This is a genomic window from Pseudomonas sp. PSKL.D1, assembly GCF_028898945.1.
Classification (GTDB): domain Bacteria; phylum Pseudomonadota; class Gammaproteobacteria; order Pseudomonadales; family Pseudomonadaceae; genus Aquipseudomonas.
This window is the reverse complement of sequence record NZ_CP118607.1, coordinates 5,844,970-5,869,574: the sequence shown is the minus strand read 5'-3', so window position 1 is coordinate 5,869,574 and position 24,605 is coordinate 5,844,970. Positions and strand designations below refer to the sequence as shown.

26 protein-coding genes are annotated in these 24,605 nt (G+C 57.0%); 20 read left to right on the top strand and 6 right to left on the bottom strand.

The genetic code is table 11. The annotated features are described in order from the left end of the window. Window position 1 precedes the first annotated feature (1 nt). From PVV54_RS26455 to glmS, 14 genes are all read left to right on the top strand, one after another. Window positions 2-793 carry a ParA family protein gene (locus PVV54_RS26455; RefSeq protein WP_167063662.1) on the top strand — a complete coding sequence of 264 codons (792 nt, stop codon included), beginning with the start codon at window positions 2-4 and terminating at the stop codon, window positions 791-793. A 9-nt stretch (window positions 794-802) separates the two neighbouring features. Further along, window positions 803-1,675 (top strand): ParB/RepB/Spo0J family partition protein, encoded by an 873-nt coding sequence (locus PVV54_RS26450; RefSeq protein WP_274908001.1) that lies wholly within the window; start codon window positions 803-805, stop codon window positions 1,673-1,675. 149 nt (window positions 1,676-1,824) lie between these two features. Beyond that, window positions 1,825-2,232, top strand: a complete 408-nt coding sequence (locus tag PVV54_RS26445; protein WP_274908000.1) for a F0F1 ATP synthase subunit I — start codon at window positions 1,825-1,827, stop codon at window positions 2,230-2,232. A gap of 16 nt (window positions 2,233-2,248) precedes the next feature. After that, window positions 2,249-3,118 carry a F0F1 ATP synthase subunit A gene (gene atpB / locus PVV54_RS26440; protein ID WP_274907999.1) on the top strand — a complete coding sequence of 290 codons (870 nt, stop codon included), beginning with the start codon at window positions 2,249-2,251 and terminating at the stop codon, window positions 3,116-3,118. Between the two features lie 143 nt (window positions 3,119-3,261). Further along, on the top strand, window positions 3,262-3,519 hold the full coding sequence (gene atpE / locus PVV54_RS26435) for a F0F1 ATP synthase subunit C (protein ID WP_003097235.1): 258 nt from the start codon (window positions 3,262-3,264) through the stop codon (window positions 3,517-3,519). 58 nt (window positions 3,520-3,577) lie between these two features. Further along, entirely contained in the window at window positions 3,578-4,048 is a 471-nt protein-coding gene (locus tag PVV54_RS26430) for a F0F1 ATP synthase subunit B (protein WP_254482375.1), read from the top strand. Between the two features lie 12 nt (window positions 4,049-4,060). Then, on the top strand, window positions 4,061-4,597 hold the full coding sequence (locus PVV54_RS26425; RefSeq protein ID WP_003253191.1) for a F0F1 ATP synthase subunit delta: 537 nt from the start codon (window positions 4,061-4,063) through the stop codon (window positions 4,595-4,597). Between the two features lie 21 nt (window positions 4,598-4,618). Then, on the top strand, window positions 4,619-6,163 hold the full coding sequence (atpA, locus tag PVV54_RS26420) for a F0F1 ATP synthase subunit alpha (protein ID WP_054884841.1): 1,545 nt from the start codon (window positions 4,619-4,621) through the stop codon (window positions 6,161-6,163). Between the two features lie 48 nt (window positions 6,164-6,211). Then, window positions 6,212-7,072 carry a F0F1 ATP synthase subunit gamma gene (gene atpG, locus PVV54_RS26415; protein ID WP_013974905.1) on the top strand — a complete coding sequence of 287 codons (861 nt, stop codon included), beginning with the start codon at window positions 6,212-6,214 and terminating at the stop codon, window positions 7,070-7,072. Window positions 7,073-7,099: 27 nt separating this feature from the next. Further along, window positions 7,100-8,476, top strand: a complete 1,377-nt coding sequence (atpD, locus tag PVV54_RS26410; RefSeq protein ID WP_009684662.1) for a F0F1 ATP synthase subunit beta — start codon at window positions 7,100-7,102, stop codon at window positions 8,474-8,476. Between the two features lie 44 nt (window positions 8,477-8,520). Then, window positions 8,521-8,940 (top strand): F0F1 ATP synthase subunit epsilon, encoded by a 420-nt coding sequence (locus PVV54_RS26405; protein ID WP_274907998.1) that lies wholly within the window; start codon window positions 8,521-8,523, stop codon window positions 8,938-8,940. A 121-nt stretch (window positions 8,941-9,061) separates the two neighbouring features. Further along, the gene (glmU, locus tag PVV54_RS26400) at window positions 9,062-10,429 is read left to right on the top strand and encodes a bifunctional UDP-N-acetylglucosamine diphosphorylase/glucosamine-1-phosphate N-acetyltransferase GlmU (protein ID WP_274907997.1); all 1,368 of its coding nucleotides are present in this window, start codon (window positions 9,062-9,064) and stop codon (window positions 10,427-10,429) included. A gap of 137 nt (window positions 10,430-10,566) precedes the next feature. Beyond that, entirely contained in the window at window positions 10,567-11,343 is a 777-nt protein-coding gene (locus tag PVV54_RS26395; RefSeq protein WP_274907996.1) for a DeoR/GlpR family DNA-binding transcription regulator, read from the top strand. Between the two features lie 2 nt (window positions 11,344-11,345). Further along, a complete protein-coding gene (glmS, locus tag PVV54_RS26390) occupies window positions 11,346-13,181 on the top strand; it encodes a glutamine--fructose-6-phosphate transaminase (isomerizing) (protein ID WP_274907995.1) in 1,836 nt (611 codons plus the stop codon). 60 nt (window positions 13,182-13,241) lie between these two features. Here the strand turns inward: glmS and lpdA are convergent, their stop codons facing one another. Further along, window positions 13,242-14,642 (bottom strand): dihydrolipoyl dehydrogenase, encoded by a 1,401-nt coding sequence (gene lpdA, locus PVV54_RS26385; protein ID WP_274907994.1) that lies wholly within the window; start codon window positions 14,640-14,642, stop codon window positions 13,242-13,244. Window positions 14,643-14,856: 214 nt separating this feature from the next. Here lpdA and cfaB point away from each other — a divergent pair, with 214 nt between their 5' ends. Next, window positions 14,857-16,041, top strand: a complete 1,185-nt coding sequence (cfaB, locus tag PVV54_RS26380; RefSeq protein ID WP_274907993.1) for a C17 cyclopropane fatty acid synthase CfaB — start codon at window positions 14,857-14,859, stop codon at window positions 16,039-16,041. A gap of 37 nt (window positions 16,042-16,078) precedes the next feature. Here cfaB and cls read toward each other — a convergent pair whose 3' ends face one another. Then, window positions 16,079-17,518 carry a cardiolipin synthase gene (gene cls / locus PVV54_RS26375; protein WP_274907992.1) on the bottom strand — a complete coding sequence of 480 codons (1,440 nt, stop codon included), beginning with the start codon at window positions 17,516-17,518 and terminating at the stop codon, window positions 16,079-16,081. 129 nt (window positions 17,519-17,647) lie between these two features. On the opposite strand from cls, the gene PVV54_RS26370 reads away from it, so the two are divergent. Then, entirely contained in the window at window positions 17,648-18,175 is a 528-nt protein-coding gene (locus tag PVV54_RS26370) for a DUF3617 domain-containing protein (protein WP_274907991.1), read from the top strand. 8 nt (window positions 18,176-18,183) lie between these two features. Here PVV54_RS26370 and folE2 read toward each other — a convergent pair whose 3' ends face one another. Both folE2 and PVV54_RS26360 read right to left on the bottom strand, forming a co-directional pair. After that, window positions 18,184-19,071 carry a GTP cyclohydrolase FolE2 gene (folE2, locus tag PVV54_RS26365; RefSeq protein WP_274907990.1) on the bottom strand — a complete coding sequence of 296 codons (888 nt, stop codon included), beginning with the start codon at window positions 19,069-19,071 and terminating at the stop codon, window positions 18,184-18,186. 24 nt (window positions 19,072-19,095) lie between these two features. Next, window positions 19,096-19,449, bottom strand: a complete 354-nt coding sequence (locus PVV54_RS26360) for a glutamine synthetase (RefSeq protein WP_274910508.1) — start codon at window positions 19,447-19,449, stop codon at window positions 19,096-19,098. Window positions 19,450-19,586: 137 nt separating this feature from the next. On the opposite strand from PVV54_RS26360, the gene zigA reads away from it, so the two are divergent. The 3 genes from zigA to PVV54_RS26345 are packed head-to-tail and all read left to right on the top strand — an operon-like array spanning window position 19,587 to window position 22,428. After that, window positions 19,587-20,795: a zinc metallochaperone GTPase ZigA gene (zigA, locus tag PVV54_RS26355; RefSeq protein ID WP_274907989.1), complete on the top strand. Its 1,209-nt coding sequence runs from the start codon at window positions 19,587-19,589 to the stop codon at window positions 20,793-20,795. Beyond that, window positions 20,792-21,418, top strand: coding sequence for a DUF1826 domain-containing protein (locus tag PVV54_RS26350; protein WP_274907988.1), 627 nt, complete (start codon window positions 20,792-20,794; stop codon window positions 21,416-21,418). The genes zigA and PVV54_RS26350 overlap by 4 nt, the downstream gene beginning before the upstream one ends. 38 nt (window positions 21,419-21,456) lie before the next feature. After that, complete coding sequence (locus PVV54_RS26345; protein WP_274907987.1) at window positions 21,457-22,428, top strand: CobW family GTP-binding protein; 972 nt, start codon at window positions 21,457-21,459, stop codon at window positions 22,426-22,428. Here the strand turns inward: PVV54_RS26345 and PVV54_RS26340 are convergent, their stop codons facing one another. Then, entirely contained in the window at window positions 22,429-22,821 is a 393-nt protein-coding gene (locus PVV54_RS26340) for a DUF3301 domain-containing protein (protein WP_274907986.1), read from the bottom strand. 121 nt (window positions 22,822-22,942) lie between these two features. Between PVV54_RS26340 and pdxY the strand changes: the two genes are divergently transcribed. After that, complete coding sequence (gene pdxY / locus PVV54_RS26335) at window positions 22,943-23,815, top strand: pyridoxal kinase PdxY (protein WP_274907985.1); 873 nt, start codon at window positions 22,943-22,945, stop codon at window positions 23,813-23,815. Here the strand turns inward: pdxY and PVV54_RS26330 are convergent. Further along, entirely contained in the window at window positions 23,812-24,297 is a 486-nt protein-coding gene (locus PVV54_RS26330; protein ID WP_274907984.1) for an acyl-CoA thioesterase, read from the bottom strand. The two genes, pdxY and PVV54_RS26330, sit on opposite strands and share 4 nt — an antisense overlap. Window positions 24,298-24,605: the final 308 nt, after the last annotated feature.

The window sequence follows — 24,605 nt, the reverse complement described above, 5'->3', positions numbered from 1 at the left end:
AATGGCTAAGGTATTCGCGATCGCGAACCAGAAAGGTGGTGTGGGTAAGACCACCACCTGTATCAATCTTGCAGCATCGCTGGCTGCGACCAAGCGTCGTGTACTGCTGATCGACCTCGATCCGCAGGGCAACGCCACCATGGGCAGCGGTGTGGACAAACACGAACTCGAACACTCGGTCTATGACCTGCTGATCGGGGAATGCGACCTTGCCCAGGCCATGCACTACTCCGAGCATGGCGGTTTTCAACTGCTGCCGGCCAACCGCGACCTCACCGCCGCGGAAGTTGTGCTGCTGGAAATGCAGGTCAAGGAAAGCCGCTTGCGCAATGCACTGGCGCCAATCCGTGAGAATTACGACTACATCCTGATCGACTGCCCACCTTCGCTGTCGATGCTCACGCTGAACGCACTGGTCGCTTCCGATGGCGTGATCATTCCGATGCAGTGTGAGTACTACGCGCTGGAAGGCCTCAGCGACCTTGTGGATAACATCAAGCGCATCGCTGCCCGACTGAACCCGGAGCTGAAAATCGAAGGCCTGCTGCGGACCATGTACGACCCGCGTCTGAGCCTGAACAACGATGTATCCGCGCAGCTCAAGGAACACTTTGGCGAACAGTTGTACGATACGGTCATTCCGCGCAACATTCGCCTGGCAGAAGCGCCGAGTTTCGGCATGCCGGCTTTGGCGTATGACAAACAATCGCGTGGCGCACTTGCTTACCTTGCCCTGGCCGGGGAACTGGTTCGCCGTCAACGTCGTCAATCACGCACTGCACAAACAACTTAAGGAATCCGCATGGCCGTTAAGAAACGGGGTCTCGGACGTGGGTTGGATGCACTGCTCAGTGGTCCTTCCGTCAGTGCGCTCGAAGAGCAGGCTGTCAAGATCGACCAGAAAGAACTGCAACACCTGCCAGTCGAGCTGATCCAGCGCGGCAAGTACCAGCCGCGCCGCGACATGGATCCGGAGGCGCTGGAAGAACTGGCGCACTCGATTCGCAATCACGGCGTGATGCAGCCGATCGTGGTTCGCCCGATCGATGGCAACCGCTACGAAATCATTGCCGGTGAGCGTCGCTGGCGCGCCACCCAGCAGGCCGGCCTGGATTCCATCCCGGCGATGGTCCGCGAGGTGCCGGACGAAGCAGCCATCGCCATGGCGCTGATCGAGAACATTCAGCGCGAGGACCTCAACCCGCTTGAAGAGGCCCTGGCATTGCAACGCCTGCAGCAGGAGTTCGAACTGACCCAGCAGCAAGTGGCTGATGCCGTCGGTAAGTCACGGGTGACTGTTGCCAACCTGTTGCGCCTGATCTCTCTCCCTGAGGCCATCAAGACCATGCTCGCCCATGGCGACCTGGAAATGGGCCACGCACGTGCATTGCTCGGGCTTGAGGAAGATCGGCAGGAAGAGGGGGCGCGTCATGTTGTCGCACGCGGCCTCACCGTGCGCCAAACTGAGGCACTGGTCAGGCAGTGGCTTAACGGTAAACCAGATCCGGTCGAGCCGAGCAAACCTGATCCGGATATCGAGCGCCTTGAACAGCGGCTTGCAGAGCGTTTGGGCTCTCCTGTGCAGATCCGCCATGGCAACAAGGGTAAAGGCCAGTTGGTTATTCGCTATAACTCGCTTGACGAGTTGCAAGGCGTCCTTGCTCACATCCGCTGAAACAATTCCTGTTGTAGCGCGCAGTCGGAAATCACTACCGAAGAGTTGAATAGGGGTTAATCCACCCCTATACTCTGCGCGCATTTTGTCGGCACAAATTATGCCAAGTCGATATTGACTTGTTGGTCGACTTCCGAGGAGCAGTTGTGATGGAAATACGCACGCCAAACCGCCTGCCTTTCCATCGCTGGGCGGTTTTTCCGGTACTGCTGGCTCAATGTGTCGTACTGCTGCTGGCAACGCTGGTGTTGTGGCAGTGGAAAGGGGTGGTCAGTGGATATTCAGGCCTTTGCGGAGGTTTGATTGCCTGGCTACCTAATTTGTATTTCGCCTGGAAGGCTTTTCGCTATAGCGGAGCCCGGGCGGCGCAGGCCATCGTCAAGTCGTTCTACGCAGGCGAGGCAGGCAAGATGATTTTGACGGCAGTGCTTTTTGCACTGACCTTCGCAGGAGTGAAGCCATTGGCGCCGTTAGCAGTTTTCGGTGTCTTCACGCTGACCCTTTTGGTCAGCTGGTTCGCACCCCTGCTGATGAATAAAAGACTTTCGAGACCTTAGGGCGTTTGAGGCAACCATGGCAGCAGAAACCGCTTCGGGCTATATCCAGCACCACTTGCAGAACCTGACCTACGGTCAACTACCAGACGGCAGCTGGGGCTTGGCCCATTCGGCTGCAGAAGCCAAGGCAATGGGCTTCTGGGCGTTCCACCTGGACACCCTGGGTTGGTCCGTTGCGCTGGGTCTGATCTTCCTGTTCATCTTCCGCATGGCGGCTAAAAAGGCCACTTCCGGCCAGCCAGGTGCCCTGCAGAACTTCGTTGAAGTGCTGGTGGACTTCGTTCACGGCAGCGTGAAGGACTCCTTCCACGGCCGCAGCCCGGTGATCGCGCCACTGGCGTTGACCATTTTCGTCTGGGTGTTCCTGATGAACGCCATCGACCTGGTACCGGTCGACTGGATTCCTCAGCTGGCCATCCTGATCTCCGGTGATCCGCACATTCCGTTCCGCGCGGTATCCACCACCGACCCAAACGCCACCCTGGGCATGGCCCTGAGTGTGTTCGCGCTGATCATCTTCTACAGCATCAAGGTCAAGGGCCTGGGCGGCTTCATCGGCGAGCTCACCCTGCACCCGTTCGGCAGCAAGAACATCTTCGTTCAGATCCTGCTGATCCCAGTGAACTTCCTGCTGGAATTCGTCACTCTGATCGCCAAACCGATCTCGCTGGCACTGCGTCTGTTCGGCAACATGTATGCCGGCGAGCTGGTGTTCATCCTGATCGCGGTAATGTTCGGCACCGGCATCCTGTGGCTCAGCGGCCTGGGCGTCGTACTGCAATGGGCGTGGGCTGTGTTCCACATCCTGATCATCACCCTGCAAGCTTTCATCTTCATGATGCTTACCATCGTTTACCTGTCGATGGCTCACGAAGATAACCATTAAGACCGCCTGGCGTGTCTGATAGCCTTCCCCGCTCGTTTGGGGGAGGGCTTAAAAAGTCCGCAAGGGCAAGCTGTACCAAACGATTTGTTTTACCGCTTCAAACTAAAAACCTAACCAATACGACGTAAAAGTCGGGAGGAAAGATGGAAACTGTAGTTGGTCTGACCGCTATCGCTGTTGCTCTGCTGATCGGCCTGGGTGCTCTGGGTACCGCCATTGGTTTCGGCCTGCTGGGCGGCAAGTTCCTGGAAGGCGCTGCTCGTCAGCCTGAGATGGTTCCGATGCTGCAGGTCAAAATGTTCATCGTTGCCGGTCTGCTCGACGCCGTAACCATGATCGGTGTTGGTATCGCTCTGTTCTTCACCTTCGCGAACCCCTTCGTTGGTCAGATCGCCGGCTAATCACTCGTTTTTTACGAGTTGATTGGTGTGATGGACAAAGACCGAGCGAGGTGTTGGCGTGAACATTAATGCAACCCTGATTGGCCAATCCGTTGCTTTTCTGATTTTTGTACTCTTCTGCATGAAGTACGTATGGCCTCCGGTCATCACTGCCCTGCAAGAGCGCCAAAAGAAGATTGCTGACGGCTTGGACGCTGCCAACCGCGCAGCTCGCGACCTGGAGCTGGCCCAAGAGAAAGTGGGTCAGCAACTGCGTGAAGCTAAAGCACAGGCAGCCGAAATCATTGAGCAAAGCAAGAAACGCGCTGCTCAGCTTGTCGAGGAAGCCCGTGAACAGGCTCGCGTCGAAGCTGACCGTGTGAAGGCTCAGGCTCTGGCCGAGATCGAACAGGAACTGAACAGCGCCAAAGACGCCCTGCGTGCCCAAGTGGGTGCACTGGCCGTTGGTGGTGCTGAAAAGATCCTTGGCGCCACAATCGATCAAAACGCGCATGCGGAGCTGGTTAACAAACTGGCCGCTGAAATTTAAGCGAGGGCGATCATGGCAGAACTGACCACGTTGGCCCGACCTTACGCTAAGGCTGCCTTTGAGCATGCCCAGGCCCATCAGCAACTGGCCAATTGGTCAGCCATGCTCGGCCTGGCTGCTGCGGTGTCGCAAGACGACACCATGCAGCGCCTGCTCAAGGCCCCGCGACTGACGAGCGCAGAAAAGGCCGCCACGTTTATTGACGTGTGCGGTGACAAGTTCAATGCGCAGGCACAGAATTTCATTCATGTTGCCGCGGAAAACGACCGTCTCCTGCTTCTGCCGGAGATTGCCGCTCTGTTTGACCTGTACAAGGCCGAGCAAGAGAAATCCGTGGACGTGGAAGTCACCAGTGCCTTCGCGTTGAACCAAGAACAGCAAGACAAACTCGCCAAGGTTCTCAGTGCACGGTTAGGCCAGGAAGTGCGCCTGCACGCGTCGGAGGATGCCAGCCTGATTGGCGGCGTCGTCATCCGCGCTGGTGACCTGGTAATCGATGGCTCTGTTCGCGGCAAAATCGCGAAACTGGCCGAAGCATTGAAATCTTGAGTTTGAAGGGGCAGCAGAGCAATGCAGCAACTCAATCCTTCCGAAATTAGTGAAATCATCAAGGGCCGCATCGACAACCTCGATGTGAGCTCCCAAGCCCGTAACGAAGGTACCGTCGTTTCGGTTTCCGACGGTATCGTGCGGATCCACGGTCTGGCCGACGTAATGTACGGCGAAATGATCGAGTTCCCTGGCAGCGTCTTCGGTATGGCACTGAACCTGGAGCAAGACTCCGTTGGTGCGGTGATCCTGGGTGCCTATGACACCCTCGCCGAAGGCATGAGCGCCAAGTGCACCGGCCGCATCCTGGAAGTTCCGGTTGGTAAGGAACTTCTGGGCCGCGTCGTCGACGCACTGGGCAACCCGATCGACGGCAAAGGTCCTCTGGGCAACACCCAGACCGACGCGGTCGAGAAAGTGGCCCCAGGCGTGATCTGGCGTAAGTCGGTAGACCAGCCTGTACAGACTGGCTACAAGTCCGTCGACGCCATGATCCCTGTTGGCCGTGGCCAGCGCGAGCTGATCATCGGTGACCGTCAGATCGGCAAGACCGCCATGGCCATCGACGCCATCATCAACCAGAAAGACTCCGGTATTTTCTGTGTTTATGTTGCTGTCGGCCAAAAGCGCTCCACCGTTGCCAACATCGTTCGCAAGCTGGAAGAAACCGGCGCCCTGGCCAACACCATCGTGGTCGTTGCCAGTGCTTCGGAATCCGCCGCACTGCAGTTCCTGGCACCTTACGCCGGCTGCACCATGGGCGAGTTCTTCCGTGACCGCGGTGAAGACGCGCTGATCGTTTACGATGACCTGTCCAAGCAGGCCGTTGCTTACCGTCAGATCTCCCTGCTGCTGCGCCGTCCGCCAGGACGTGAAGCGTACCCAGGCGACGTGTTCTATCTCCACTCCCGTCTGCTGGAGCGTGCATCGCGCGTTTCCGAAGAGTATGTCGAGAAGTTCACCAACGGTGCTGTAACTGGCAAAACCGGTTCCCTGACCGCTCTGCCGATCATCGAAACCCAGGCTGGCGACGTTTCCGCGTTCGTTCCGACCAACGTGATTTCCATCACCGACGGTCAGATCTTCCTGGAATCGGCCATGTTCAACTCGGGCATCCGCCCTGCAGTTAACGCCGGTGTTTCGGTATCCCGTGTTGGTGGCGCTGCTCAGACCAAGATCATCAAGAAGCTGTCCGGTGGTATCCGTACCGCTCTGGCTCAGTACCGTGAACTGGCTGCATTCGCCCAGTTCGCTTCCGATCTGGACGAAGCGACCCGCAAGCAGCTGGAGCATGGTCAGCGCGTTACCGAGCTGATGAAGCAGAAGCAGTACGCGCCGATGTCCATCGCGGACATGGCTCTGTCGCTGTACGCCGCTGAGCGTGGCTTCCTGACCGACGTAGAAGTCTCCAAGGTCGGCAGCTTCGAGCAAGCACTGATCGCCTACTTCAACCGTGATCACGCCGAACTGATGGCGAAGATCAACGTGAAGGGTGACTTCAACGACGAAATCGACGCTGGCATGAAAGCTGGTATCGAGAAGTTCAAGGCCACCCAGACCTGGTAAGCCGCAGCGGGGGCTCCGGCCCCCGCTTGCTAACCTGATAGGTGATACATGGCAGGCGCAAAAGAGATTCGCAGTAAGATTGCGAGCATCAAAAGCACGCAAAAAATTACCAGCGCCATGGAGAAAGTGGCGGTCAGCAAGATGCGCAAGGCACAAATGCGCATGGCTGCTAGCCGTCCTTACGCGGAGCGTATCCGCCAGGTGATCGGTCATCTGGCCAACGCCAACCCGGAATACCGCCACCCGTTCATGATCGAGCGCCCTGTAAAGCGCGCCGGTTATATCGTGGTGAGCAGTGATCGTGGCTTGTGCGGTGGCTTGAATACCAACCTGTTCAAGGCCCTGGTCAAGGACATGAACGAAAACCGCGAACAGGGCGTGGAAATCGACCTGTGCGTGATCGGCAGCAAGGGTGCGACTTTCTTCCGCATCTTTGGCGGTAACGTCGTAGCCGCGATCAGCCACCTGGGCGAAGAGCCATCGATCAACGATCTGATCGGCTCCGTCAAAGTGATGCTGGACGCCTACCTGGACGGCCGTATCGATCGCCTTTCGGTGGTTTCGAACAAGTTCATCAACACCATGACCCAGAAGCCGACGGTCGAGCAATTGGTACCGTTGGTGGCAACCCCGGATCAGGATCTCAAGCATCACTGGGATTACCTGTACGAACCCGACGCAAAAGAGCTGCTGGACGGCTTGATGGTGCGTTACGTGGAGTCGCAGGTTTACCAGGCGGTGGTCGAGAACAACGCTGCTGAACAAGCGGCCCGGATGATCGCCATGAAGAACGCCACAGACAACGCCGGTGATTTGATCAAAGAGCTTCAGTTGATCTACAACAAGGCGCGTCAGGCTGCGATCACCCAGGAGATCTCGGAAATCGTCGGCGGCGCTGCCGCGGTTTAACGGTTCAAAAATTCAGAGGATCCAGCTATGAGTAGCGGACGTATCGTTCAAATCATCGGCGCCGTCATCGACGTGGAATTCCCACGTGACGTCGTGCCGAGTGTTTACAACGCGCTGAAAGTACAAGGCGCGGAAACCACCCTCGAAGTTCAGCAGCAGCTGGGCGACGGCGTGGTTCGTACCATTGCGATGGGCTCGACCGAAGGCCTGAAGCGCGGTCTGGATGTCGTCGACACCGGCGCTGCCATTTCCGTTCCAGTTGGTAAGGCCACCCTCGGCCGTATCATGGACGTACTGGGCAACCCGATCGACGAAGCCGGCCCGATCGGCGAAGAAGAGCGTCGCGGTATCCACCAGCCAGCGCCTTCGTTCGCTGACCAGGCGGGCGGCAACGACCTGCTGGAAACCGGCATCAAGGTTATCGACCTGGTTTGCCCGTTCGCCAAGGGTGGTAAGGTTGGTCTGTTCGGTGGTGCCGGCGTCGGCAAGACCGTTAACATGATGGAACTGATCCGTAACATCGCCATGGAACACAGCGGTTACTCTGTGTTCGCTGGTGTGGGTGAGCGTACTCGTGAGGGTAACGACTTCTACCACGAGATGAAGGACTCCAACGTTCTCGACAAGGTAGCGCTGGTCTACGGTCAGATGAACGAGCCACCAGGAAACCGTCTGCGCGTAGCGCTGACCGGCCTGACCATGGCTGAGAAGTTCCGTGACGAAGGTAACGACGTTCTGCTGTTCGTCGACAACATCTATCGTTACACCCTGGCCGGTACCGAAGTATCCGCACTGCTGGGCCGTATGCCTTCGGCAGTAGGTTACCAGCCGACCCTGGCTGAAGAGATGGGCGTTCTGCAAGAGCGTATCACCTCCACCAAGGAAGGTTCGATCACCTCCGTCCAGGCCGTATACGTACCTGCGGACGACCTGACCGACCCGTCGCCAGCGACCACCTTCGCCCACTTGGACGCCACCGTCGTTCTGTCCCGTGACATCGCTTCCCTGGGTATCTACCCAGCGGTCGACCCACTGGACTCGACTTCGCGCCAGCTGGACCCGAACGTGATCGGCAACGAGCACTACGAGACCGCTCGTGGCGTTCAGTATGTTCTGCAGCGCTACAAAGAGCTGAAAGACATCATCGCGATCCTGGGTATGGACGAACTGTCCGAAAGCGACAAGCAACTGGTAGCCCGCGCTCGTAAGATCCAGCGCTTCCTGTCGCAGCCGTTCTTCGTGGCCGAAGTCTTCACCGGCTCGCCAGGCAAGTACGTTTCCCTGAAGGACACCATCGCTGGCTTCAGCGGTATCCTCAAAGGTGACTACGACCACCTGCCAGAACAAGCGTTCTACATGGTCGGCAGCATCGACGAAGCGATCGAGAAAGCCAAGAAACTGTAATCCCGGCGCCCCGCAAGGGGCGCTAATCAGGTTGAGGCAAGCAGATGGCTATGACAGTCCATTGCGATATCGTCAGCGCGGAAGGAGAAATCTTCTCCGGTCTGGTCGAGATGGTAGTAGCGCACGGCAACCTGGGCGATCTCGGTATCGCTCCAGGCCACGCGCCGCTGATCACCAATCTCAAGCCGGGTCCGATCACGCTGACCAAGCAGGGTGGCACTCAAGAGGTGTACTACATCTCCGGTGGCTTCCTCGAAGTGCAGCCAAACATGGTCAAGGTTCTCGCCGACACCGTGCAACGTGCTGCCGACCTGGACGAAGCTCAGGCTCAGGAAGCCCTCAAGGCTGCCGAGAACGCGCTGAACACTAAAGGCTCGGACTTCGACTACGGCGCTGCTGCCGCACGTCTGGCCGAGGCTGCAGCTCAGCTGCGTACTGTCCAGCAATTGCGCAGAGGCAAGTGATCCGGCCGCGGCCGATCACCTGCAATGCGATTGAGTTAAAGGGTAGCCTCGGCTACCCTTTTTCTTTTTCAGAATTCCCCTTTTCGGTCATCCCTGACCGCCCAGGATCGGTAGCCAGTCAATGTCCCTCGATATCGTCATTCTCGCCGCAGGCCAAGGCACGCGCATGCGCTCCGCGCTGCCCAAGGTGCTGCACCCGGTAGCCGGCAATTCAATGCTCGGCCATGTTATCCACAGCGCGCGGCAGCTTGAGCCAAAGGGTATTCACGTTGTGATTGGCCATGGTGCCGAGCTGGTACGTGAACGTCTGGCAGCAGATGACCTGAATTTCGTCATGCAGGACAAGCAGTTGGGTACTGGCCATGCTGTTGCACAGGCTTTGCCAGCCATCACTGCCGATACCGTGCTGGTACTGTATGGCGATGTGCCTCTGATCGAGGTCGAAACTTTGCAGCGGCTGCTGGCCAAAGTCAGTGAACAGCAATTGGGGCTGCTCACCGTTAATCTGCAGGACCCTACCGGTTATGGCCGTATCGTGCGCGACACGGTTGGCCAGGTTGTCGAGATTGTCGAGCACAAAGACGCTAACGAAGCACAGAAGGCGATCAAGGAAGGCAACACCGGTATTCTCGCCATGCCGGCAGCACGCCTGGCTGACTGGATGGCTCGGCTGTCGAACAACAACGCCCAGGGTGAGTACTACCTTACCGACGTCATCGCGATGGCCGTGGCCGATGGCCTGGTGGTGGCCACCGAGCAGCCGCACGATCCAATGGAAGTGCAGGGTGCGAATGACCGTCGTCAACTGTCCGAGCTCGAGCGCCACTACCAACTGCGCGAAGGCCGCCGGCTGATGGCCCAAGGCGTCACGCTGCGTGATCCCGCACGGTTTGATGTTCGCGGTGAAGTGACGGTGGGCCGTGATGTGCTCATAGACATCAACGTCATTCTCGAAGGCAAGGTTGTGATCGAGGACGACGTGCAGATCGGGCCGAACTGCGTCATCAAGAACAGTACGCTGCGCAAAGGCGTGGTTATCAAAGCCAACAGCCACCTGGAAGGTGCGGTGATGGGCGAGGGTAGCGATGCCGGCCCGTTTGCCCGACTGCGCCCGGGCAGCGTGCTCGAAGCCAAGGCCCATGTGGGTAACTTTGTGGAACTCAAAAATGCCCATTTGGGAGAGGGTGCCAAGGCGGGGCACCTGACCTACCTGGGCGACGCTGAGGTTGGAGCACGCACCAACATTGGTGCTGGCACCATCACCTGCAACTACGACGGCGCCAACAAGTTCAAGACCGTGATGGGCGAGGATGTGTTCATCGGCTCCAACAATTCGTTGGTAGCGCCTGTGGATATCAAGACGGGTGCGACGACAGCAGCTGGCTCCACCATCACTCAAACTGTAGAGGCTGGGCAGCTTGCTGTTGCCCGGGCACGCCAGCGCAATATCGATGGCTGGAAGCGGCCCGAAAAGATTAAGAAGAGTTGAGTTATACACAGCTACTTTGAAGGAAAGCCGACTTTTGTGAATAAGTCGGCTTTTTTTTGCCCAAGAATTATTTGACGAAATGGTGATCTTAGGTTTTGATTGCAATCATTATCTTTCGAATCGAAACTTAAGCGCTCATGTCGAAACGAAATACGCCCCAACGCCGTCACAACATTCTCACCCTGCTCACCGAGCAGGGCGAGGTCAGTGTGGATGCTTTGGCCAAGCGTTTTGAAACTTCCGAAGTGACCATTCGCAAGGATCTGGCCGCTCTGGAAGCCAACGGTTTGCTGTTGCGTCGATACGGTGGTGCGGTGCCCGTACCTCAGGAGATGCTCGGTGAAGCGGCGCAGCCTGTTTCCGCTTACAAGAGGGCCATTGCTCGCGCTGCTGTAGGCCGAATCCGCGAACATGCCCGAATCATTATCGACAGTGGCAGCACCACGGCTGCAATGATCCCTGAGCTTGGGCGTCAGCCGGGCCTGGTAGTGATGACCAATTCCTTGAACGTCGCCCGCGCAATCAGCGAGCTTGAGCATGAACCTGTTCTGCTCATGACCGGCGGTACCTGGGACCCGCACTCCGAGTCGTTCCAGGGGCAAGTCGCCGAGCAGGTACTACGCTCTTACGATTTCGACCAGCTCTTCATCGGCGCGGACGGCATCGACCTCAACCGAGGTACCACCACCTTCAATGAGTTACTGGGCTTGAGCCGAGTCATGGCGGAGGTGGCTCGCGAAGTGATCGTGATGGTCGAGTCCGACAAGGTGGGGCGCAAGATTCCGAACCTCGAGCTGCCTTGGGGCAGTGTGCATACCCTGATTACAGACGAACGCTTGCCCGCAGAGGCTCGCGACCAAATTGAAGCCCGCGGCATCAACCTGATCTGTGCCGCGATCAGCCAGGAGCAATAAACATGTGTGGAATCGTTGGTGCCGTAGCTGAGCGCAACATCACCGCCATCCTGATCGAAGGCCTCAAGCGCCTTGAGTACCGCGGCTACGACAGCGCCGGCCTGGCGGTTTATACACAGCAGGATGAACTGCAGCGCCTTCGCCGCATCGGCAAAGTTGCTGAACTGGAGGCGGCCAACGCTGCCAGCCCTTTGGTTGGCCAACTGGGCATCGCTCATACGCGTTGGGCGACGCATGGTGCACCGACCGAGGGTAATGCCCACCCACACTTCTCTGGCAACGAAGTGGCTGTTGTGCACAACGGCATCATTGAAAACCACGAAGAACTGCGCGAAGAGCTGAAAGGCTTGGGGTATGTGTTTGCGTCGCAGACCGACACCGAAGTGATCGTGCACCTGATTCATCACACCCTGAAAACCATCCCTGATTTGGCAGATGCTCTGAAGTCCGCGGTGAAGCGCCTGCATGGCGCTTATGGCCTTTCGCTGATCAGTGCCAAGCAGCCAGACCGCCTGGTCGCTGCGCGTAGCGGCAGCCCGTTGGTGATTGGCCTGGGCCATGGCGAGAACTTCCTCGCCTCGGACCAGTTGGCGCTGCGCCAGGTCACCGACCGTTTCATGTACCTGGAAGAGGGTGACATCGCTGAGATTCGTCGTGATCAAGTGAATATCTGGGACCAGGCCGGTAACCCTGTCCAGCGTGAAACCGTGCAGTATCACGAAGGTGCCGAAGCTGCGGACAAGGGCGCGTACCGCCACTTCATGCTCAAGGAGATCCACGAGCAGCCAACTGTGGTTCAGCGCACGCTGGAAAGCCGACTGGGCAAGGACCATGTCATGGTCCAGGCGTTCGGCCCACAGGCTGCCGAGCTTTTCGCCAAAGTGCGCAACGTGCAGATCGTGGCATGCGGCACCAGCTACCACGCCGGCATGGTCGCCCGTTACTGGCTTGAAAGCCTGGCAGGCATTCCTTGCCAAGTTGAGGTGGCCAGCGAGTTCCGCTATCGCAAGGTAGTGGTACAGCCTGACACGTTGTTTGTTTCGATCTCCCAGTCTGGCGAAACCGCGGACACCCTGGCAGCCCTGCGCAATGCCAAGGAACTGGGCTTCCTGGGTAGCTTGGCTATCTGCAACGTTGGCATCAGTTCGTTGGTACGTGAGTCTGACCTGACCTTGCTGACGTTGGCAGGCCCTGAAATTGGCGTTGCTTCAACCAAGGCCTTCACCACTCAGTTGGTGTCATTAATGCTGCTCACCCTGGCGCTGGGCCAGGTGCGTGGCTCTCTGGAGAAGGGTGTCGAAGCTCGTTTGGTAGAAGAACTACGTCGTTTGCCCGCGCGATTGGGTGAAGCGCTGGCGATGGATACCACGGTGGAGAAAATCGCAGAGCTGTTTGCCGACAAACACCACACGCTGTTCCTGGGCCGAGGCGCACAGTACCCAGTGGCGATGGAAGGCGCTCTTAAGCTCAAAGAAATTTCCTATATTCACGCCGAAGCTTATCCGGCCGGTGAACTCAAGCATGGCCCACTGGCGCTGGTGGATAGCGATATGCCGGTAGTGACCGTTGCGCCCAACAACGAGCTGCTGGAAAAGCTCAAGTCGAACCTGCAAGAAGTGCGTGCGCGTGGCGGCGAGTTGGTTGTGTTCGCGGACGAGCAGGCGGGCATGACCAATGGCGAGGGCACGCATGTGATTAACGTGCCGCATATCGCAGACGAGCTGGCGCCCATCCTCTATACCATTCCTCTGCAACTGCTTTCGTACTACGTTGCAGTGCTAAAAGGGACCGATGTTGACCAGCCGCGGAACCTGGCCAAGTCTGTGACCGTAGAGTAAGCCGGAAGAGTGATAACAAAACCCCTGAAAAGGGGTTTTGTTTTTTGGGCGAAGCGCAGCTCAGATCTGCATCGCCATCCCATCCACGTTCATGGCGGCTTGGCGCAAAGCCTCGGAACGGGTTGGATGCGGGTGGCAGGTGAGGGCAATATCCTCCGCGGATGCCGAGAACTCCATGGCCACACAGAACTCGCCGATCATTTCGCTGACGCTCGGGCCCACCAAATGTACGCCAAGCACTTCGTCCGTGTTGGCATCAGCGATTACTTTTGCAAACCCCTCGGTCTCGTGATTGATCTTCGCCCGGCTGTTGGCGGTGAAGGGGAACTTGCCGACTTTGTAGGCGCGGCCTTCGGCCTTCAGTTGTTCTTCGGTCTTGCCGACAGTAGCCATTTCCGGCTTGGTGTAAATAACGCCTGGGATGAGGTTGTAGTTAACTTCATGGGGTTTACCGTGGATCCGCTCGATGCAGGCCACTGCCTCGTCCTCGGCCTTGTGCGCGAGCATTGGGCCAGAAGTGACATCACCGATCACCCATACTCCAGGAACTGAAGTGCGGTGTTGTTCATTCCCGAGCATGCCGCGTTTATCAGTTTCCAGCCCCACGCTTTCGAGATTCAGGCCTTTGGTGTAAGGACGGCGACCGATGGCGACCAGTACATAATCAGCTTGCAGGATTTCAGTGGCACCGCCGGCGGCTGGCTCCAGGGTGAGGCTGACACCATCGGCTGAAGGGGTTGCCTGCGTGACCTTGCTGCCCAGCTTGAAGGTCATGCCCTGTTTGGCCAAGGCCTTTTGCAAGGTCTTTGCAGTTTCTGCATCGGTGCCAGGGCAGATGCGGTCCAGGTACTCGATGACAGTTACCTGAGCACCGAGACGTCGCCAGACCGAACCCAATTCCAGACCGATTACGCCAGCACCGATGACGATCAGGTGTTTAGGTACGCTGGGCAAAGACAGAGCGCCGGTTGAATCAATGATGCGCTGGTTATCGATGTTCACACCGGGCAGGGGAGTGGGTTCGGAACCGGTGGCAATGACGATGTCCTTGGCTTGCAGTTCTGTCTCGGTACCATCCTCGGCTTTGACAAGGACTTTGCCGACACCCTCGAGCCTGCCCCATCCCTTGATCCAGTCGACCTTGTTCTTGCGGAACAGGTACTCGATGCCTTTGGTCAGGCCTGTGACGCTATCGTCCTTCTGTTTCATCATTTGGGCGAGGTTAAGCGATGGCTTCACCTCGATACCCAGGTTGGCAAACTCTTCGCCATTGGCAGCTTCAAAGAGCTCCGATGCGTGAAGCAACGCTTTGGATGGCATGCAGCCAACATTAAGGCATGTGCCGCCGAGGGTTGACCGTCCCTCGACACAGGCAACGCTCATGCCCAACTGGCCTGCACGAATTGCCGCATTGTAGCCGCCGGGGCCGCCACCGATGATCACCACATCATAGGATTTCATGGGTTTACTCCAGATGAAGAAACGGATGAAGAAGCGCGAGAGGGGCACAAGGGTAAGCTGCGCGAAGGAAATTGTATACAATCCATCGCATCTCTAAGAATGGTTCGTTCTAGACCATAGTCGGGTTTAGGGGAAACTTCGTACGAATGAACTACCCTTTTCCGATGGCGTTCTAATGTCACGGGTCGCCCGAGATTGGATAGGAGGTTTGTTAATGCTTGCGCAACTTCCGCCGGCACTGCAGAGCTTGCATTTGCCACTGCGTCTGAAACTCTGGGACGGCAACCAGTTCGATCTGGGACCCAGCCCGCTCGTTACCATTCTGGTGAAGGAACCTCAGCTGATCAGCCAGCTGACTCATCCCAGCATGAACGTTCTTGGTACCGCCTTTGTTGAAGGCAAACTGGAACTGGAAGGCGACATCGGTGAAGCCATCCGGGTTTGCGATGAGCTTAGCGAAGCACTGCTGCCCGATGATGACCAGACGCCGCCACAGCGCGCCTCACACGACAAAACTACGGATGCCGAGGCGATCTCCTACCACTACGATGTCTCGAACGAGTTCTATCAGCTCTGGCTCGATCAGGACATGGCCTACTCCTGTGCGTACTTTCGAGAGCCGGATAATGGTCTGGATCTGGCCCAACAGGACAAGTTCGATCACCTGTGTCGCAAGCTTCGTCTTGAGGCGGGGGATTACTTGTTGGATGTTGGTTGCGGTTGGGGGGGCCTCTCACGGTTCGCTGCGCGTGAATACGGCGCCAAGGTATTCGGCATCACGTTGAGTAAAGAGCAGCTCAAGCTTGGCCGACAACGCGTCGAGGACGATGGGCTGTCGGACAAGGTCGATCTGCGGATTCTGGACTACCGCGACCTGCCTCAGGATGGCCGCTTCGACAAGGTCGTCAGTGTTGGCATGTTTGAACATGTGGGGCATGCCAACCTTGCACTCTACTGCCAGAAGCTTTTTGGAGCGGTGCGTGAAGGTGGCCTGGTAATGAACCATGGCATCACTGCCAAGCATATCGACGGCCGACCGGTTGGTCGTGGAGCCGGGGAGTTCATCGACCGTTATGTATTCCCCAATGGAGAGTTACCTCACCTGTCGATGATTACGGCAAGTGTTTGTCAGGCCGGGCTGGAGGTTGTTGATGTAGAAAGCCTGCGGTTGCATTACGCCAAGACTTTGCATCACTGGAGTGAGAACCTGGAAAACCAGTTGCACAAGGCGGCTGCCATGGTGCCGGATAAAACGCTGCGCATCTGGCGCTTGTACCTGGCTGGCTGTGCTTACGCGTTTCAGAAAGGGTGGATTAATCTGCACCAGATCTTGGCAGTCAAACCGTATGCAGACGGCCACCATGATTTGCCATGGACACGTGAAGATTTGTATCGCTGAGAGCACACGATAGGGGCCGCAGATGCGGCCCCTGTCATTAAAGGATTGGTGAAATCAGGCGGGCAATCCGCATCCCTAGTTGTTGAATGCGATGGGTATCGCGGCTGTCTTCGGCGGTGATCTCCCGCGCTTCGTCAAAGTCCTTGATGAGCATTGCCTCGACTTGATCAGCAAAGCCACGGTCGACTGTCAGCAGGGTGATCTCGAAGTTCAGCCTGAATGAACGGTTGTCCAGGTTGGCACTGCCGATGGCACTGACTTCGTCATCCACCAGCACGACTTTTTGATGCAGGAACCCTGGCAGGTAGCGGAACATCCTGACACCGGCACGCACGGCCTCAAAGGCGAACAGGCTTGAGGCGGCATAGACGACCCTATGATCCGGGCGTGAAGGGATCAATATGCGTACATCTACGCCCCGCAGTACGGCCAGGCGCAAGGCCGCGAATACGGCTTCATCGGGAATGAAATATGGGCTGGTGATCCATACGCGGCGAGTCGCCGAGTGGATAGCTTCCAGGAAGAACAGCGAACAGGTTTCCTGTGGGTCGGCCGGGCCACTGGCCAATGTCTGGCAGAGCACGCCGTTGTCGGGGTAGGTATCTGGCAGTATCAATGGGGGCAACTCGCGCGTTGCCCAGTACCAATCTTCCGCAAAGGACTCCTGCAGGCAAGCAAGCACCGGCCCACCGATCTGCACGTGGGTATCGCGCCAGGGAGACAAGCGAGGGTGCTCGCCAAGGTATTCGTCACCCACGTTGTGGCCACCGATAAACCCTGTAAGCCCATCCACGACAACGATCTTGCGGTGGTTCCGGAAGTTCACCTGGAAGCGGTTGAACCAACCGCGGCGCGTGGCAAATGCATGAATCTGTACACCGCCATCACGTAGTTGCTGGCTGTAACTTGCGGGCAGGGCATGGCTGCCGACACGGTCATAGAGCACGTACACCTTCACACCTTCAGCGGCCTTGCTTAGTAAAAGCTGCTTCAGCGAATTGCCGACGGTGTCATCGTGAATGATGAAGAACTGCACCAGTACAGTGTTTCGAGCCTTCGCAATGGCGGCGAAAATCGCATCGAAGGTCGCCTTGCCATTGATCAGTAACTTGACCTGATTATTTGCCAAGCAAGGCATGCGTCCAAGTTTCGGCATCGCGCGTAGCGCAGCATAGCTGTCCGACTCTCGAGCAGTTAGCGCCTCTTCTACCCAGGGTCGCCAGTTCAAGTTAGCCATCGCCACGTGCATCTCCTGATTCGCCTGTCGCCGCGCATGGATGTAGGCATAGAACGAGCGCGAACCAAAAATCAGGTAGGGAATGAGCGTGAAGTAAGGAATGAAGAACAAAGGCATGGCCCAGGCAATGGCGCCTTGAGCAGTGCGTACCGTGAACAGTGCGTGTAAAGCAGCGATGATGCCAAGTAAGTGAATAAGGCCCAGCACGTAGCCGAAGAAGTAGGGGCTGTGGTAATCCATACGCATCCTGCTTGTCGAGTACACAGCCGATAACAGAACATGTTCCGTACCCGTCTTGCAACCTGAAAGCGGATTCAGCGTCTAAGGATCAGTCCGGCCGATGGGTCGGTTTTTCAGGAGCATTCACCCATGAAGATTCGTTTGCCACTGTTGGCTATGGCACTCGGCTTGAGCAGCCCACTGGTAAATGCACAGATGTTGCAACCCGGTCTCTGGGAGCTGACAACCAGTAACATGCAGGTCGATGGTAAGCCGTTACCCGACATGCAGTTCATGCTTGGCCAGCTGAAAAACTTGCCGCCTGAGCAGCGGGCGATGATGGAGGGTGTGCTGGCCAAACAGGGTGTGACAGTAGGCGGCAACGGTGTGCGTTCGTGCCTCACGCCTGAGCAAGTTCAGACGAATGACATTCCGCTACAAGACCCAAAGTCTGGCTGCACCCAGCGAATTACTGACCGTACCGGCAACGTGTGGAAGTTCGAGTTCAGTTGCCCCAAGGCACAAGGAAAGGGCCAGGCCACGTTCCTGAGTGACAAGGAATTCACTACTCAAGTTAACGGTACGTTCAATGCCTCGGGTGTGCAGCAACAGGGCAGTATGAATACCAGAGCAGTGTGGTTAGGCAGTGACTGCGGCTCGGTTCAACCACGAAGCTAACATGATCCTCACCATTGCCATTGGCTGCTGGCAACCGCGTCGTGGGCATGCAGGCTCTCTGCATGTTCCACGCGAAGCTTGAAGGCGCATGCCCACTCCAGGTGCCTCAGCGTTTGGTGAAGCCGTCGCGCTGCATCTTCACAAAACATCAAATTCTGCCCATTGGCCAATGCGAAGGCTTGTTCATCTGCACGTTTCACAGCCGTTTGAACAGCAGTACCCAAGCTAATTTCGACTTGATCAATCAACTCGGTCAGTGGCAGCACTTGCACGCTGCTGTTTAGACGGACGTGAATTTCGGCGTGACTACGTTGGCTGTGAGGGGTTGCAACGATCCCCTCGCTGCTTCCTAGCCATGCCAACACATCATCGTGGTTTATTTGTTGCCCGTTAAAATCCGCTGTGAACTGTTGCTGAACTAACTGCCGCGCAAGCGCTGCTGAGCATGGGCAAGTGGATGAGTAGGGCACTCGCACAAATAGTTCCACGTGGAACATTCCATTTTCCAACCTAGCATCCACAGTGATTGCGTAGCTTTTCCAACCTGTAAGTGGACTGACGAGGGCCGCCCTCTTGAGCAAATGTTCAAAGGAAATTCGCACATAAGCGGCAGAAGATAGCCCCTCATGGCTGCGCATGAAGTCGCTGAGCAATTGGCGGATCGTCGTTGGGGTGAGCGGTTGATGCTCTAACGACTGCAGTGAAAGGTACAGCCGTGACATGTGGATCCCTCGGGATGAACCGTCAACCAGGCTGACCCCGACATCGAATTTGGCACTGACGTGGCGGCCCTCGATAACTGTAGGTACAGCGATCCCGCACATGCCAACCCAATCCAGTGGGGTAGCGTGCTGCTGTTGCTGTGTGGCGATGTCGGGGAGTGTCAGGTTAGTCATTTGAGTTACCAAGTAAGGTTAGCTTCAGCGGCATCCGCCAACCAGGCTGCAATGCAGATTAAAGCGTTGGCCCGAAGAGCTGGACACGCGATTCAATGTTGTCCAACCAACGCGCCGGGTGTAACCGACCCAAGCTTCACCGTCGCTGGCCAAACCTGTGAAGAACGTCAACGTGCCGTATTGGCTGTTTGTCTGGGACCAAAGACGACGCGTGGCTACATCAAAACCCCGCAGGAACAGGTGATTGCCCTCCGTCTGTACGCTGTAGTAATTCCCCTTGGCATCGTTACAAGCGAGCAACGTTGCGCTGCGAGTGCAGGCCGCCAACGCCCTCTGCGTTGCTGCAATCGAAGACGTCGCAACCACCAGCGTGAGCATCAGCGCAGCGCATTGCAGAATAATTTTCATCACCAGAATTACCCATTCGACGGATACGGCTTGGCGAAATTGTATTGTTACTTTATAACATTGTGCAATGCATCGTTTCGAATGCGCCCGCCTGAAGAGGTTTCGTCATGCCCAACCGTCTCCCTGTCACTGTGCTTTCCGGCTTCCTGGGGGCTGGCAAAAGTACGCTGCTCAACCATGTTCTGCGTAACCGCGACAATCTGCGCGTCGCTGTCATCGTCAACGACATGAGTGAAATCAACATCGATGCCAGCGAGGTGCAGCGCAATGTCAGCCTGAACCGCGCCGAAGAAAAACTGGTGGAAATGAGCAATGGGTGTATCTGCTGCACCCTGCGTGAGGATTTGTTGGATGAAGTGGCGCGTTTGGCTGAGGAAGGTCGTTTTGATTATCTGCTGATTGAATCGACGGGCATTTCAGAGCCACTGCCGGTTGCCGAAACATTCACCTTTCGCGATGAACAGGGCAGAAGCCTGTCCGACATGGCCCGTTTGGACACCATGGTTACGGTCGTTGATGGCCTGAATTTCCTGCGTGACTATCAGGCGGCTGAAAGCTTGGCGAGTCGAGGCCAAACGCTGGGTGAAGAAGATGAGCGATCAATCAGTGACCTGCTGATTGAGCAGGTTGAATTTGCCGATGTTCTTTTGTTAAGCAAGATAGATCTGATCAGCCAGCATGAGCGCGAAGAGCTCACCGCGATCTTGCGTACGTTGAATGCCAGGGCGCAGGTGGTGCCAATGGTCATGGGAGAGGTGCCATTGGCACAGATCCTCGATACCGGTCTGTTCGACTTCGAGCTGGCTGCCCAGGCACCCGGCTGGTTGCGGGAAATGCGTGGTGAGCACGTGCCGGAAACCGAGGAATACGGCATCGCTGCGACGACCTGGGAGGCGCGTCGGCCTTTGCATCCTCAACGCTTCTACGACTTTATCCACAGAGAGTGGAGTAATGGCCGGCTGTTGCGTTCCAAAGGCTTCTATTGGCTGGCTAGCAAGTATCAGGAGGCAGGCAGTTGGTCGCAGGCTGGCGGCATGATGCGCCATGGTCTCGCTGGCCGGTGGTGGCGTTTCGTGCCACGTGAAAACTGGCCGCAGGATGAACAGAGCACGGCTGAAATTCTCCGGCATTGGGCAGCTGAATCAGGCGATTGCCGTCAGGAGTTGGTGTTCATAGGGCAAGGTATCGACTATGTGCAGTTATCCACAGAGCTGAATGCCTGCTTGCTGAATGATGAAGAGATGGCACTCGGGCCCAAGGCATGGCTGCATCTGCAGGATCCGTTCGGGCCTTGGCATAGCGAGGAAGCGGCATGACTCTGGCCTCGCAAGCTGCGGATATCAGGCAAAAGTTCGGCGAGTCGCCGAATGTGCTGGCTGAAGTATTGGCAGAGGGGGTAAACATGGCCGTTTGGCAACGGCACTTGCCAGCCCAGATCGAGGACTTTGCCACCTTGGTGGTCAGCCAGGGCCAATCTATTGCTGATCAACGTGTATTGGATGTACATGAGCATGAAGCGCCGGTTTTGCGCGGGCTGCTCCATGAAGCTGCCGCATTGCAAGGCTATGAAAGCTTTGTTGCTGATGTAGCCTGGCTGGTTTCGGCGTTCACCTGCTTGCTTGGGGCACGCCGGGTCGGGCTTAGGCTTCGAGTGCTCACCGGCGCTATGTGCCCTCGCTTTCATGTGGATAACGTGCCGGTGAGGCTATTGTCGACCTATGTTGGCCCCGGCAGCGAATGGCTGAAAGAGGGGGCAATTGATCGAGTTGATTTGTGCCGGAGCCAGGCACCTGTGGATAACATTCAACGATTGTCTGCTGGCGACGTAGCACTGTTAAAAGGCGAGAAGTGGATAGGTAACGAAGGAGCGGGCCTCATACATCGATCCCCGTCCAGCACTGAGCGCCGACTGCTCCTTAGCCTTGACTGGCTGGCATGACGGGGCATAGTGGGGGACTCAAGAATTGAAGTGCGCCTATGCTGCAGAATATTCCTACCCATGTCATCGCAGGCCCCTTGGGGGCTGGCAAGACCAGCCTGATTCGCCACCTGATGGCCCAGCGGCCAGTTGACGAACGCTGGGCAGTGCTTGTGAATGAATTCGGTCAAATCGGGTTGGATGCAGCATTGCTCAGCCAGGATGAAGACGGTATTTCCATCGCCGAGGTAGCAGGAGGCTGCCTGTGCTGCGTCAATGGCACTCCTTTTCAGGTCGGCCTGGCGCGCCTGCTGCGCAAGCATCGACCTGATCGGCTTTTCATCGAACCGTCAGGCCTTGGGCATCCGCTGCAACTAATGGCGCAGCTAGGTAACGCGCCTTGGGTTGGAGTGTTGGCAGTTCAACCTCTGGTGATGGTTGTTGATGCCCAGGCGCTGGCAGCGGGGGCACTGCTGAATGACGCCCAACAACAAGCCATGGACGCTTGTGCATTACTCATTTTCAACAAAAGCGAAGCTGTGGATGAAAATTGCAGGCTGTTGATAAACAAGACTTTTTCAACAAAAAACGGCTTATGGACAGCACAAGGTCGCGTACCGTTCGGGCTGCTTCCACGTCTCCCGCTTGCTACTTCCTGCGAAGTGCCTGTGGGTAAAATGCCTGTGGAAAACCTGCCGCAGACGGTTTCGGCCCTGTGGACAGACTTAGCACAGCCCATTTGCCTTGCTCAGCAAGGCGAGGGGGGCTGGAGCATCGGATGGCGGTGGCACCCAGGTATTCAATTTGATCCACAGCGTTTGCGCGAGTTTCTTGAACGCTGGCAGTGGCGCCGTGCCAAAGGCATTATCCACAGCTCTGCTGGATGGCATTCCTTTAATGGGTTGGAAGGCCTATTACCAGCTTGGCAAGCGAGTGCCTGGCGCAAAGACACTCGCCTGGAATTGATCTTCGACCAGCCTCAATCCAAGCAGGCACTGCAGGATGAACTCATGAAGTGCCTTGCAGGTTAATCAATTGCGCCAGCGGTTATGTTCCTGGCGCCACTGCTGCATCTCGATGACATTGTCAGAGCGCGGCGGTGTCTTGATTTCGAACGGGTAGGGCGCTAGTTCAATCTGAACGCTATGCGCGCCAAATTGCGTCACAGTCCCTGGATGGCGCTGCTCACCCGTCACGGTGAACTCAAAGGCATACACCCGCGCCAAACGCTTCTTGCCGTTGGCATCGCGAATGAATGCTATGCGCTTGAGCGCGACTGCATCATCCAGTAGTTCCAGATCAAGCTTGGCGCAATGCTGCTTGACCCGTTCCAGGGCCTTCTCGCGCAGCCCGTGGTTGTGCCATAACCAAGCGCCTGCCGTGGCCACCAGCATCAGGACAAACAGATTCTCCAGGGTCAACATTTACATATGCTCCAAACAGGTCGAACCAGCTTAACTGCGTCCCTGGTCTGTCGTACAGGTGGCAATCGAGTTCATACTGCGCGACGCACAATCCTAGAAACAGCTTTGGAAATCACCCCCGATGAAACGTACCCCGCACCTGCTCGCCATCCAGTCCCATGTGGTGTTCGGCCACGCCGGCAACAGCGCTGCGGTGTTTCCAATGCAGCGGATAGGTGTGAATGTTTGGCCGCTGAATACGGTGCAGTTTTCCAATCACACTCAGTATGGCCAGTGGGCGGGCGATGTGCTTGCTCCAGCGCAAATTCCTGCGTTGGTGGAAGGTATTTCCAATATTGGTGAGCTTGGGCACTGTGATGCTGTGTTGTCTGGCTATCTGGGCAGTGCCGAGCAGGGCCGGGCAATTCTGGCGGGGGTAGAGCGGATCAAGGCGGCAAACCCGGGGGCGCTCTATCTTTGTGACCCTGTCATGGGGCATGCGGAAAAAGGCTGTATCGTTCCACAGGAAGTCAGCGATTTCCTGTTGGAAGAGGCAGTCGCCAAGGCCGATATCCTGTGCCCCAACCAGCTTGAGTTGGATAGTTTCTGCGGCCGTAGGGCAGAGTCACTTGAAGACTGTGTTGGCATGGCGCGCGGTTTGCTGGAGCGCGGCCCGCAGGTAGTACTGGTCAAGCACCTAAGCTATCCGGGCCGTGCTGAAGACATGTTCGAGATGCTGCTGGTGACCCGGGAGCAGAGTTGGCACTTGCGCCGTCCGCTACTGGCGTTCCCGCGCCAGCCGGTAGGCGTGGGTGACTTGACCTCAGGCCTGTTCCTGTCTCGCGTGCTGTTGGGAGACAACTGGGTGCAGGCTTTTGAGTTCGCTGCAGCGGCTGTGCACGAGGTGTTGCTCGAAACTCAGGCCTGCACCAGTTATGAATTGCAGCTGGTGCGGGCCCAGGATCGTATAGCCCACCCGCGCGTGCGCTTTGAGGCACGGGGCCTGGAGTTTTAAATCGAGTCTGTCTTCAAGTCCTGGTAGCGCTTCTCCAGTTCCTGACGAATTTGGCGGCGTTGCTGGCCTTGAAGGAAGCGCCGCTTCTCTTCGCTGGTTTGCGGTTGACGCGGCGGTACAGGGACGGGGCGACGGTTATCGTCGACCGCGACCATGGTGAAGAAGCAGCTGTTTGAATGGCGTACCGAGCGCTCGCGAATATTTTCGGTCACCACCTTGATACCGACTTCCATGGAAGTGTTGCCGGTGTAATTCACCGAAGCCAGAAAGGTAACCAGCTCGCCAACATGCACGGGTTCGCGGAATATCACCTGGTCGACCGACAGTGTTACTACGTAGCTGCCGGCATAGCGGCTTGCGCACGCGTAGGCCACTTCATCGAGGTACTTGAGTAGGGTGCCGCCGTGTACGTTGCCAGAAAAGTTGGCCATGTCCGGGGTCATCAGGACGGTCATGCTCAGCTGGGCGTTTCCAGGTTCCATAGTGGGCTCACGGTGAGGTTGCGCTGAATCGGGGTGGGTATCTGCAGACACTTCTATTTCCCCTCTTGAAGTTTTCCTTCCTGATACGGGACGCTGGCTGACGGTCCATCGTCACGCCGATCATGCCATCAAGGCCTTTGAACCAGCCGATCTGTTTCTACATATTGCACCGGCGTTATGCGGCAGGGTGCGATGTTAACCTGAGTACGCCCATGCAACATGGGCGTTCCTGCATTCAATACAGTATGTACTTGCTGCTCGCTCAGGTTTGCCTTGGCAGAGGAGCGGTCTGCCCGGGCATCGAGAAA